At 42.2% G+C, this 11,266-nt stretch carries 12 protein-coding genes; 6 read left to right on the top strand and 6 right to left on the bottom strand.

Annotated elements, in window-relative coordinates; genetic code table 11:
• Positions 1 to 89 precede the first annotated feature (89 nt).
• Positions 90 to 1,781, bottom strand: a complete 1,692-nt coding sequence (locus tag GYX26_RS04980; RefSeq protein ID WP_174828351.1) for a glutamine--tRNA ligase/YqeY domain fusion protein — start codon at positions 1,779 to 1,781, stop codon at positions 90 to 92.
• A gap of 1,216 nt (positions 1,782 to 2,997) precedes the next feature.
• Between GYX26_RS04980 and GYX26_RS04985 the strand changes: the two genes are divergently transcribed.
• The 4 genes from GYX26_RS04985 to GYX26_RS05000 all read left to right on the top strand — a co-directional run bounded on the left by GYX26_RS04985 (position 2,998) and on the right by GYX26_RS05000 (position 5,428).
• On the top strand, positions 2,998 to 3,135 hold the full coding sequence (locus GYX26_RS04985) for a hypothetical protein (RefSeq protein WP_174828352.1): 138 nt from the start codon (positions 2,998 to 3,000) through the stop codon (positions 3,133 to 3,135).
• Positions 3,136 to 3,322: 187 nt separating this feature from the next.
• Complete coding sequence (locus tag GYX26_RS04990; protein ID WP_174828353.1) at positions 3,323 to 3,697, top strand: hypothetical protein; 375 nt, start codon at positions 3,323 to 3,325, stop codon at positions 3,695 to 3,697.
• A 474-nt stretch (positions 3,698 to 4,171) separates the two neighbouring features.
• Entirely contained in the window at positions 4,172 to 4,402 is a 231-nt protein-coding gene (locus GYX26_RS04995) for a hypothetical protein (RefSeq protein ID WP_174828354.1), read from the top strand.
• A gap of 81 nt (positions 4,403 to 4,483) precedes the next feature.
• Positions 4,484 to 5,428, top strand: coding sequence for an SHOCT domain-containing protein (locus GYX26_RS05000; protein ID WP_174828355.1), 945 nt, complete (start codon positions 4,484 to 4,486; stop codon positions 5,426 to 5,428).
• Between the two features lie 1,311 nt (positions 5,429 to 6,739).
• Here GYX26_RS05000 and GYX26_RS05005 read toward each other — a convergent pair.
• Positions 6,740 to 7,522 (bottom strand): DUF3304 domain-containing protein, encoded by a 783-nt coding sequence (locus GYX26_RS05005; protein WP_174828356.1) that lies wholly within the window; start codon positions 7,520 to 7,522, stop codon positions 6,740 to 6,742.
• A gap of 273 nt (positions 7,523 to 7,795) precedes the next feature.
• Between GYX26_RS05005 and GYX26_RS05010 the strand changes: the two genes are divergently transcribed.
• Positions 7,796 to 7,993 (top strand): hypothetical protein, encoded by a 198-nt coding sequence (locus GYX26_RS05010; protein WP_174828357.1) that lies wholly within the window; start codon positions 7,796 to 7,798, stop codon positions 7,991 to 7,993.
• Here the strand turns inward: GYX26_RS05010 and GYX26_RS05015 are convergent.
• The 3 genes from GYX26_RS05015 to GYX26_RS05025 all read right to left on the bottom strand — a co-directional run bounded on the left by GYX26_RS05015 (position 7,982) and on the right by GYX26_RS05025 (position 9,952).
• Positions 7,982 to 8,764, bottom strand: coding sequence for a DUF3304 domain-containing protein (locus tag GYX26_RS05015; RefSeq protein WP_174828358.1), 783 nt, complete (start codon positions 8,762 to 8,764; stop codon positions 7,982 to 7,984). The genes GYX26_RS05010 and GYX26_RS05015 overlap by 12 nt on opposite strands.
• Before the next feature lie 407 nt (positions 8,765 to 9,171).
• Positions 9,172 to 9,528 (bottom strand): hypothetical protein, encoded by a 357-nt coding sequence (locus tag GYX26_RS05020; RefSeq protein ID WP_174828359.1) that lies wholly within the window; start codon positions 9,526 to 9,528, stop codon positions 9,172 to 9,174.
• Complete coding sequence (locus tag GYX26_RS05025) at positions 9,470 to 9,952, bottom strand: DUF3304 domain-containing protein (protein ID WP_174828360.1); 483 nt, start codon at positions 9,950 to 9,952, stop codon at positions 9,470 to 9,472. The genes GYX26_RS05020 and GYX26_RS05025 overlap by 59 nt, the downstream gene beginning before the upstream one ends.
• Before the next feature lie 278 nt (positions 9,953 to 10,230).
• Between GYX26_RS05025 and GYX26_RS05030 the strand changes: the two genes are divergently transcribed.
• Positions 10,231 to 10,443 carry a hypothetical protein gene (locus GYX26_RS05030; RefSeq protein WP_174828361.1) on the top strand — a complete coding sequence of 71 codons (213 nt, stop codon included), beginning with the start codon at positions 10,231 to 10,233 and terminating at the stop codon, positions 10,441 to 10,443.
• Here the strand turns inward: GYX26_RS05030 and GYX26_RS05035 are convergent.
• Complete coding sequence (locus GYX26_RS05035; RefSeq protein WP_174828362.1) at positions 10,432 to 11,208, bottom strand: DUF3304 domain-containing protein; 777 nt, start codon at positions 11,206 to 11,208, stop codon at positions 10,432 to 10,434. The genes GYX26_RS05030 and GYX26_RS05035 overlap by 12 nt on opposite strands.
• Between the last annotated feature and the right edge of the window lie 58 nt (positions 11,209 to 11,266).

Here is an 11,266-nt window from a genome sequence, read left to right on the forward strand (position 1 = left end):
TAACAAGCCGGCGAATTACCCAGCCAGATATTTAGCGTACAAAAAAGCCGGCCATGAAAGGCCGGCTTTCTGCACAAACACAAGCATCATTACTTCTTCTCTGCCTGTGCCTGCCACGTATCACGCAAAGTTACCGTACGGTTAAATACCGGATTTTCCGCACTGTGGTCATAGCGGTCAGTTACAAAATAGCCCAGACGCTCAAACTGATAGCGCGTTTCCGGTGCCAGCGTATTTGCTACCGGTTCCACCAGTGCATCAATTTCCGTTACCGATGCCGGATTCAGAAACTCAACAAAGTCACGATACTGCCCATCATCACCACGCACTGCATCAGGGCGTTCAACCGTAAACAGGCGGTCGTACAAACGCACTTTAGCCGATACAGCATGCTCCGTAGACAGCCAGTGAATAACCCCCTTCACCTTGCGCCCCTGCGGCTTGGAAGCAAGCGTATCGTGGTCTATCGAACATTTCAGCGATACCACCCGGCCAGACGCATCCTGCACCACTTCCTCACACTTAATCACATAACTGTAGCGCAGGCGCACCTCACCACCCAGAGTCAGGCGCTGCCAGCCTTTAGGAGGGTCAAGCGCAAAATCATCTGCTTCAATATAAATCGTTTCCGTCAGCGGCATCAGGCGCTCACCCATTTCCGGGTGATGCGGATGAAACGGCGCCTCACGGCTTTGCGTTAACGCCTCATCAAAATTAATCAGCTCCACCTTAATCGGATTGAGCACCGCAATCATCCGTGGTGCCACACTTTCCAGGTCTTCACGAATTGCGCCCTCCAGCACACTCATGTCCACCACATTTTCACTCTTGGAAATACCCACCCGCTTAGCAAACAGGCGCAGCCCTTCCGGCGTATAGCCACGACGACGCATACCCGAAATCGTAGGCATACGCGGGTCGTCCCAGCTAGACACATGATCCTGCACCACCAGCTGATTGAGCTTACGCTTTGAAGTAATCGAATACAACAGTTCCAGCCGGGAAAACTCATACTGATGCGGCTGATGCGCAATTTCAATATTTTCCACCACCCAATCATACAACGGCCGGTGTGATTCAAACTCCAGCGTACACAGCGAATGCGTAATATTTTCAATCGCATCCGAAATCGCATGCGTATAATCGTACATCGGATAAATTACCCATTTATCGCCGGTACGATGATGATGTACACGGCGAATACGGTAAATCACCGGGTCGCGCAGATTAATATTGCCCGCAGCCATATCAATCTTCAGCCGCAGCGTTTTACTGCCATCCGGAAACTCACCATCACGCATACGCGCAAACAAATCCAGATTTTCCTCAACCGTACGCTCACGATACGGGCTGTTTTTACCCGGCTCCGTCAGCGTACCACGATACTGGCGCATTTCCTCCGCATCCAGATCGTCCACATATGCCTTACCGGCCTTAATCAGCTCCAGCGCATATTCATACAGGCGCTCGAAATAATCCGAAGCAAAACGCTCTTCATTCCACTGGAAACCCAGCCACTGCACATCTTCCTTAATCGAGCGCACATACTCATCCGATTCCTTCTCAGGATTCGTATCGTCAAAGCGCAGATTACACAAACCATCATAAATATAGGCCAAACCAAAGTTCAGACAGATAGATTTAGCATGGCCAATATGCAGATATCCATTTGGTTCAGGAGGAAAACGTGTCATCACTCGCTGGCATTTCCCGCTTTGCAGGTCATCCTCAATAATAGAACGTATAAAATGATTATCGGCAAACTGATCTTTATTAAGCATAGTTATTCTGAATATGTGCAAAGGCGTTTTTCAGAATTAAAACTCCAGAAAACACCAACTAAAAGGTTATAATTATATACCCAACTTATATAAGAAATATACAATTATACTAAACAAAAAAATATTAAATATTTTAGTAATAGTTAAGTAAATACCAAATCAAATCAAGTAAAACATAAAAAAAATTTACCAATTACTGAAGTTTAGTAAAAACCCATTATCATACCCAATCCAATCCGCCCCTCAGGAAACTGCTAAAACAGGAAACGAATCACTACAAAACAATCATAATTAACAATTATATTGCTTCATCCTTTGCTCTGAGCAGCAAATATTTCCCAGAAACAATGGCCAACTATTCAGAAACTCACCTTGTTCGGCGATAAAATCTTTTGGTCACAGAAGCTGTAGTACAAAATTTATACAACACATTACCCTGCCCCCAGATACCCCTATTCAGATTACCGTTGTTCTGCAACATTCAGCCATCCTGTAAACAAACATTACCACCAGAATACTGTCTAGCCCGTTACCGGCATTCACAGCAAATCGCCGGCTATCTCCGCATCAAACACCAAAGCCTGCTCTTTTTGTGCCGGTAGCCAACCACAACATAACAGCCCAATATCCAAACTTACTTCATAGCCTAACCAACCCAGTAAATAAAATTTTTATATACAATCGTACGGATTCAGCCTGAAAGCCAACTTTAACCCACATCAATACAGCCTTATAAAAAACATTACCTTTATAAATAAAAGTTACCAGCCACAAAGCAGAGCAACACATAGTGGTAAGGATTGTGACGGACAGAATAGTATAACGAGGCCGCTTAAATCCAACCTCTCCGTCAGAACAGGCAAAGCCGTGTGTAATGGCACTACCGGCAACGTGCATATAACCGGGAAATGGCCGTTAGCTAAAGAAGATTTAGTAAAAAAACATTATGGTGTAGCTGCCGAAGTTTAAGAGAGTTAAATAGGCGATTTATCCATAAAGCATTTTAACTCAATGAGCGCAAGAAACCGGATAGAGGCAGCATATAACCTCCGTCACTGAATACAGCTCAAACACCATAAGACCAATAAATACTGGCAAGGAGCAAAAACAAAATTTTAGACAAAAGCACTGGAAATTAGGCTTATTACAGAGCCTATTCCGAAGATGATTTAGCTTGAGAACATATTAAATTTCATCAACAAGAAGATATACTACAGTGATTTCTGCAAAAAATGATTATAAAGCGAGTTATACAACAGATAAAACGGATGCTGCTCATATAATGAATAGCGCAAATAAAATAAAAAATCATACACGCGCAATTGGCGTAGCCAATGGAGCAGCAAAAGCTTAACACATATAGCAAACAATCAATAAAGATTTAATCAGTCTGTACCCCATACTAACAACAGCAAACATGTTAATATTAATAGACAAACTCTTGACGTTAAAACATCGTCAGGCACAGTAAATAGCCATACCGTAGCTGCAATAAAAGACACACAAAACTACATGTTTAACCAGCCTGAGACATCAACAACATGAAAAAACTATTAATAATTCTTTTACTTCTACCCTCTTTAGCAATAGCTAAAGATTATAAAACCATCATATCTGGTAAAAAATTAACCTATAAGGGCGAAAATTGCGCGGGAGTGGCTTTTTCAAGCAATGGATTATATGCGTTTATATATGCAGAACAAGGCACCAAGTGCTTACCTAATTTGTCTTTGCGCGTTAAATGGCTAAATAACAATACCGTCATGCTGGTAGAAAGGAACAAAACCGCAGAAAATGCTCCTCAAGTTATCGTCATGCAATTTAAATCGATAAAGAAAAATAAAACCACTGTTAAAAATATTTGGGCAGGCTGGGGAGATCAACCAGACCAGATTGAAAAATACACAATTAAATAACTAATCAACCAGCACTCCAAATTTTACTTTATCTACTTAGGGCTTCAATCACATCAATTGCCCTCACTTTAATCGCGCAAATTGCCAGATTTACTGTTGCAGCCAATCCACTAACTTATCACAAACCAGCAACACTTAAAGGCAAAATTATCATCGCAAAAATACCTCTTCCAATCCAATATTTAAAGGCGAAAAGCAGCCAGCAATGCGCCTTAATACCCCCTATCAATGTAAAAGCAGCCCTGAAAACAAAACAACCAAAACAGAAAAAAAATGTTAGCTTTAATCAACTTACAACTAGAAAATAAAATAAGCTATATAATCAGTTAACGCTTGCAAATGGCCAAACAGTTATCACTCAGTGTTTTGATTTATTTAACTTTTTATAGCCAACCATACAACAAAAGTTAACAAAATTACTGTACTCCATTAGTAGCGCGCGGTTTGGGAAATAGATTTAAATCAGGAAAGCAAATGAAAAAACTACTACTGGCTCTTTTCAGCTTATGCACCAGCTCCTGTGTTTGCGCAGAAAATCCACAATTGCAATACATAAAATCAATGTATCAAGAAAGCGTAAAACTCAAGAATCGCAAAACAAATAATAACCCAGATTACTATTTAAAATACTTTAATAGAAATCTGAAACAAATATATGCCGAGGTAAAAAGTACAGTGAAATCACCGAGAGTACCGCTTGTATAGACTATGATTTTTATCGTCGTTATAGCAAAAATCACTAATGCCAATCTTCGTAGCAACTTAGATATTACATAAGGAGTTTATATGTCTAAGCCATCTTTAACAAATGAACTTACTCGCCTGTATGAATTATTGGAAAAAGGAGCAATAACAAAAGAAGAGTACGAAGAGCACAAAGCTTTACTATTAAGCAAAGCCCGTGGCACTCCCTTTCCTGACGACGAATACAGTAATCCCGCTCAAACCAAATCAGCAGAGGAAAAGCCGCAGATTATCATCAACCAAAGTACCTCAGCGGCAGCATCATCTAGCGCAGCAGCCATAGCTAAAAATGGAGGTTGTTTAAAAACCACCTTAGCAGCAATTGGTTTTTTAGCTGTTATTGCCATACTTCTGCAAACATGCTCTGACAACGAAAAGACAGCACCAGACATCCCTGCACCAGAGCCAGCACCTCAGAATATCGCCAATACAGATAATCAGAAAACTGCACAGGAAAACATACAGGCTTTATTACAAAGCGCACTACAAGATAACGCAGCAGCAAATGACGAAATCAATACCGTATGGACAGACATGGATGCCGATGTGCGCAATTATTTAAAGCCTCAGCAGCTCACATGGAACCATGAAAAGAAAAAACAGTGCCAAACCAACGAATACTCAACACCTGAGCAAAACCAGATAGCTTATTTAAACTGTGAAACAAATATAACGCGCACACGCATTCTCGAACTTCAAGCTCAGAAAAATCAGATTTACACAGAAATAAAAGAAGCGCAGCTACAAAAAGTCAAACAGGAAGCAAAAGATTCATTAGAAACACTACATACAACATGGGATACCATACCAGAACCAATTAAAGACCACTTGAATTCAAACTTTAAAAACTGGACTGAGAGTGCCAACAATGAATGCGATGCAGCAAAGCCGGCTGATACCCAGGTGCAGACAGATATCAACCGATATACCTGCATAACAAAACTGGCAAAAGCCAAGATTAAAGAGCTTCAAGGATACAAAATTTAATCTTGATTATGTAACACAATCAACCACTCTTAAGAGTGGTTTTTATTTGCAACGCCCTTAAAGTTGAAGATTTTATTACGTACGAAGAGTGCAGCAATTCAAGAGTGGATGTGCCTATAGAAGAATTACACCCTACTAGATTTATTAATTAATTTTTAGATTACACCAAGCCTGCTATGCTGGCTTTTTTATTGAAGTAAATTATACTGCCTATTAAAAATATTCCGAATATACCAAACTTCAAAGGCCTCAATCGCTGCTACTAATACACGGATAAGCATAGGAGGCGCATCATTGATTAATATTATGTTTGGTCATTCTGCGCATGCTCAATAAGTACAGTATCCTGATTCTACTGGCCGATAACATACTATCTATACCATACAGTAAGATGGCAAAGATTGCGCAAGCACTCGTCGGAAAAGGTTTATTTACCTGTTACAAGCTTGTTAACTCATATAAGGCTATCGTTCAGAGATCCAAGGGAACAGATGATACTTTAGCCAGCAGCAATCACTATCCGGCTGATATCATCTGCATAAACACCGGCACTACACATCAGTCTCGGTACAGATTATCAATCATTACATCATTCAGGCCTGAATGGCATGGAATGTTCTGCCAGTCGACACACTAAACCAAAGGAGCAAACAGAGTTAGCGCAAACAGAGAAAACCAGCAGAAAGAACCGGCCAGCACATATCAGTAGCAGGTTTCCCGCGCTGATGAAATGGCCATACAAAAAAGCGGCCAACCCAAAGAATCCCGCCATCGAAAATCACAACAAGAAAAAACGGCATCACCACACTGCAATAGCACCCAAATATATATTATTACCCTTATCGCCTGAATTATCCTTGCCGCAGTGAACAACATCGGCTAAAAAACACCAGTCCCAGCCTCTGCCTGAGCATACCGCTTTCTAATCCAAAGAATTAATAGCCCGGCCACGCCATCAACAAACAGGTAAACCCACACAAAGCAGCATTATGCATAGCTACTGGCTACGTAACAATTAGCAAACAATATCATTTAATTAATAAAATCATTAAGTTCACATTATGGTGAAATTTGTTATACAAAAATCTGTCATACCAGAAAATCGATTAGTATAAACCGTGTCTTTTACCAACCAAAATGTTCAGCCTAGCTAATTGATATAAAATTAAAAATCCACATACAAAACCGCTGAAAACAGACGATATATCAACATTAACCACATCTAAGCCTTGCAATATATAATCCACACGAATAGACAAGCAGCCGGCCACCATTTTCCGCCAGCAGGCTGCTTATAATAATGTATAAAGTTTACTTGCTTGGTACGGGCAATTTGCCCTGCTGCTGCAATTCCTGAATATATTCAGGCAGAATTACCTGCGGGATATTTTCGCGTTCTTTCTTTATTGCATCCAGCTTGGCTTTATTGCGCCGATAATCGGCCATGGATTTAATGATAGGCCGTGGGGTACAGAGTTTCTGGCTTTTGGCATATAGAGCAAACTGTTTTTTTACTATCTCAGGCGCATTTTCCTGTCTGGTACCATAATCAATAAATATCTGATTACAAGCCAGAAAATGGACGGTGATATTTCTTACCTTGCCAAAATCATCGCCAGCAAATGCTGGAGGTGGGGGTAAAGGAATAGTTGCTGAATGATATTCATTATATTGACTGATTATCCGCGATTGCTCTTCATTAAAAACCAGCCCAGGCATATTTAATACTTTTGGTCGCCAATCGGGATAAGGTAATACTTTCCAAGATACTCTAATTGTCATCCCTGGCTTCCATTTGGCTGGCAGATAAGCTGCGCCACAGGTGGAACCACCACCATAACGTTTTTTTCCAATATCTTCAGGGTTAATTGGCGATGTATTAGGTATACAACCGCCATTTGCACTACCGCCACCAATATCAACAAAATCATAATTTAAAGCTTCTACCGGCGCGGCATAGGATTTGTTTTTGCCGGAGGTTACGCCAACAAATGGCTCAAAGCCGCCACTGCATGAACTGATAGCAGTGGTGGCTAGCAATAAACAGGCTAACTTAAGCAGCTTAGGGATAGTTGCCGGGGATGATTCAGGCATTGGTTACTCCTTTACTCTGACTGATATTGGAATGATTTCTTACTATGCTGTTTGTTGCTTAGATTAAATTTTTTAATCGCTAGCGCTTACTATTGTCAGTTGCTCATTTCTTTTTGATGTTAATTATATATCAATATTTTACTCAGTTATAAGCTGAGTGCAGAAGCATTGTTTATGCAGATATACCTTTAGCTAAGCAGGTGGATACGGGATTATGCTGCGTATTTTGGCTGGTTTGCGCCACAATATTGTGTATTCAGGCCTGAAATCAACTTGGCGGCGGAACAACTGGCTTTGGGCTGGCTGGGTGAAGTGAGGCTGGTACGAAATCAGCCCAGTAGCCGTAGCGGGTACGGCACCAGATTAGGGGCGCAAGATTACAGAATGCCTGGTGGCGGAAATAGACAAAGCGGCCGCTGCGAAAATACAGACGACCGGCCGTTACTAGGTATGCGGGATTTATTTGCTTGATACAGGGAATTTGCCCTGCTGCTGCAACTCCTGAATATATTCGGGCAGGATTACCTGCGGGATATTTTCACGTTCTTTCTTTATCGCATCCAGCTTGGCTTTGTTGCGCCGATAATCGGCCATGGATTTAATGGAGGGGCGCGGAGTACAAAGTTTCTGGCTTTTGGCAAACAGTTCAAACTGTTTTTTTACTATCTCAGGTGCATTTTCCTGTCTGGTACCATAATCAATAAAAATCTGATTGCAGGCCAGAAAATGGACAGTAATATTTCTTACCTTGCCAAAATCATCGCCAGCAAATGCTGGAGGTGGGGGTAAAGGAATAGTTGCTGAATGATTTTCAGTATACTGCATTATGGTTTGATACTCATGTTCATCTAAAACTAAGCCAGGCTTATTCAATACCTTTGGCTGCCAGCCAGGATAAGGCAGAACTGTCCAATAAATCCGCGCGGTCATACCCGGCTTCCATTTAGCCGGCAAATAAGCAGCGCCGCAGGTAGAACCGCCGCCATAGCGTTTTTTACCCACTTCGTAATCATCCACACCGGGCGTATTAGGAATACAGCCACCATTAATACTGCCACCATGCACATTTTCATAATTGTATTCGAGCGCTTCTACCGGCGCGGCATAGGATTTGTTTTTGCCGGAGGTTACGCCAACAAATGGCTCAAAGCCGCCACTGCATGAGCTGATAGCAGTGGTGGCGAGCAATAAACAGGCTAGCTTAAGCAGTTTAGGGATAGTTGCCGGGGATGATTCAGGCATTGGTTACTCCTTTACTCTGACTGATATTGAAATTATTTCTTACTATGCTGTTTGTTGCTTAGATTAAATTTTTTAATCGCTATCGCTTGCTATTGTCAGTTGCTCATTTCTTTTTGATGTTAATTATATATCAATATTTTACTCAGTTATAAGCTGAGTGCAGAAGCGTTGTTTATATTGTGTATTCAAGCCTAAAATCAGCTTTGGTGCGGGACAATTGGCTTTGAGCAGGCAGCTATGGCTGGCTGGGAGAAGTGAAGCGGGCACAAAAGCAGCCCGGCAGACGGGCGTGGCGGGCACGGTGCCAGACCAGAGGCGCAAGATTACAGAATGTGCCTAGTGGCGGAAATAGACAAAGCGGCCGCTGCGAAAATACAGACGGCCGGCCGTTGCCAGGTATGCGGGATTTATTTGCTTGATACGGGGAATTTGCCTTGCTGCTGCAATTCCTGAATATACTCGGGCAGGATTACCTGCGGGATATTTTCACGTTCTTTCTTTATTGCATCCAGCTTGGCTTTATTGCGCCGATAATCTGCCATGGATTTAATTGATGGGCGTGGGGTACAGAGTTTCTGACTTTTGGCATATAGTTCAAACTGTTTTTTTACTATCTCAGGCGCATTTTCCTGTCTGGTACCATAATCAATAAATATCTGATTACAAGCCAGAAAATGGACAGTAATATTTCTTACCTTGCCAAAATCATCGCCGGCAAATGCTGGGGGGGGGTAACGGAATAGTTGCTGAATGATTTTCAGCATATTTAACAATAGTTCGATACTCACTTTCATCAACATTGACACCGGGTAAATTTAACCCCTTGGGTTGCCAATCAGGGTAAGGTAAAACTGTCCAATAAATACGAGCAGTCATACCCGGTTTCCATTTAGCCGGTAAGTAGGCGGCACCACAGGTAGAACCACCGCCAAAACGGTGTTTACCTATTTCATTATCTTCTACCCCCGATGTATTAGGTATACAGCCACCATTAATACTGCCACCATGAACAGTTTCAATTGTATAGTTCAATGCTTCAACTGGCGAGGCATAGGATTTGTTTTTGCCGGAGGTTACGCCAACAAATGGTTCAAAACCACCACTACATGAGCTGATGGCAGTAGTGGCAAACAATAAACAGGCTAGCTTAAGCAGTTTAGGGATTGTTGCCGGGGATGATTCAGACATAGGTTGCTCCTTTACTCTGGCTGATATTGGAATGATTTCTTACTATGCTGTTTGTTGCTTAGATTAAATTTTTTAATCGCTATCGCTTGCTATTGTCAGTTGCTCATTTCTTTTTGATGTTAATTATATATCAATATTTTACTCAGTTATAAGCTGAGTGCAGAAGCGTTGTTTATGCGGATATACCTTATAGCTAAGCAGGCGAATACGGGATTATGCTGCGTATTTTGGCTAGTTTGCGCCATACTATTGTGTATTGAGGCCTAAAATCAGCTTTGGTGCGGAACAATTGGCTTTGGACAGGCGGCTATGGCTGGCCGGGAGAAGTGAAGCGGGCACAAAAGCAGCCCGGCAGACGGGCGTGGCGGGCACGGTGCCAGACCAGAGGCGCAAGATTACAGAATGTGCCTAGTGGCGGAAATAGGCAAAGCGGCCGCTGCGAAAATACAGACGGCCGGCCGTTGCTAGGTATGCGGGATTTATTTGCTTGATACAGGGAATTTGCCTTGCTGCTGCAATTCCTGAATATACTCGGGCAGGATTACCTGCGGGATATTTTCGCGTTCTTTCTTTATTGCATCCAGCTTGGCTTTGTTGCGCCGATAATCGGCCATAGATTTAATTGATGGGCGTGGGGTACAGAGTTTCTGACTTTTGGCAAACAGCTTGTAATGCATGGGAGTATCTTTGCCCTCTTCTACCGTACCATAAGTAATGTAAAGCTGATTGCAGGCCAGAAAATGGACGGTGATATTTGCTACTTTGCCAAAATCATCGCCAGCAAATGCTGGAGGGGGGGGTAAAGGTATGACTGCGGAATGGTTCTCATAATATTGTCCTATTATATTTTTTTCATTTTGATCAAAGTTTACTCCAGGAATATTTAACATACGAGCCTTCCATCCTGGATAAGGTAAAACCCGCCAATAGATACGTGCAGTCATGCCCGGTTTCCATTTGGCGGGCAAATAGGCGGCACCACAGGTTGAACCGCCGCCATAGCGTTTTTTGCCCACTTCATAATCATCAACACCATTAGTGCCTGGAATACAGCCACCATTAATCGAACCACCCGACATATTTTCATAGTTGTATTCAAGTGCTTCAACTGGCGCGGCATAGGATTTGTTTTTGCCGGAGGTTACGCCAACAAATGGCTCAAAGCCGCCACTGCATGAACTGATGGCAGTGGTGGCAAGCAATAAACAGGCTAGCTTAAGCAGCTTAGGGATAGTTGCCGGGGATGATTCAGACATAGGTTGCTCCTTTACTCAGGGTTATCATTAGATTATTTTTACTGGGCTATTTACTGCT

It is taken from the genome of Snodgrassella sp. ESL0253, from assembly GCF_013344965.1.
GTDB lineage: Bacteria > Pseudomonadota > Gammaproteobacteria > Burkholderiales > Neisseriaceae > Snodgrassella > Snodgrassella alvi_B.

Excerpts from the sequence above, each read along its gene's own strand:
- GYX26_RS04980 (WP_174828351.1), bottom strand. The coding sequence starts at position 1,781 with ATGCTTAATAAAGATCAGTTTGCCGATAATCATTTTATACGTTCTATT.
- GYX26_RS04990 (WP_174828353.1), top strand. The coding sequence starts at position 3,323 with ATGAAAAAACTATTAATAATTCTTTTACTTCTACCCTCTTTAGCAATA.
- GYX26_RS04995 (WP_174828354.1), top strand. The coding sequence starts at position 4,172 with ATGAAAAAACTACTACTGGCTCTTTTCAGCTTATGCACCAGCTCCTGT.
- GYX26_RS05000 (WP_174828355.1), top strand. The coding sequence starts at position 4,484 with ATGTCTAAGCCATCTTTAACAAATGAACTTACTCGCCTGTATGAATTA.
- GYX26_RS05005 (WP_174828356.1), bottom strand. The coding sequence starts at position 7,522 with ATGCCTGAATCATCCCCGGCAACTATCCCTAAGCTGCTTAAGTTAGCC.
- GYX26_RS05015 (WP_174828358.1), bottom strand. The coding sequence starts at position 8,764 with ATGCCTGAATCATCCCCGGCAACTATCCCTAAACTGCTTAAGCTAGCC.
- GYX26_RS05020 (WP_174828359.1), bottom strand. The coding sequence starts at position 9,528 with ATGCTGAAAATCATTCAGCAACTATTCCGTTACCCCCCCCCAGCATTT.
- GYX26_RS05025 (WP_174828360.1), bottom strand. The coding sequence starts at position 9,952 with ATGTCTGAATCATCCCCGGCAACAATCCCTAAACTGCTTAAGCTAGCC.
- GYX26_RS05035 (WP_174828362.1), bottom strand. The coding sequence starts at position 11,208 with ATGTCTGAATCATCCCCGGCAACTATCCCTAAGCTGCTTAAGCTAGCC.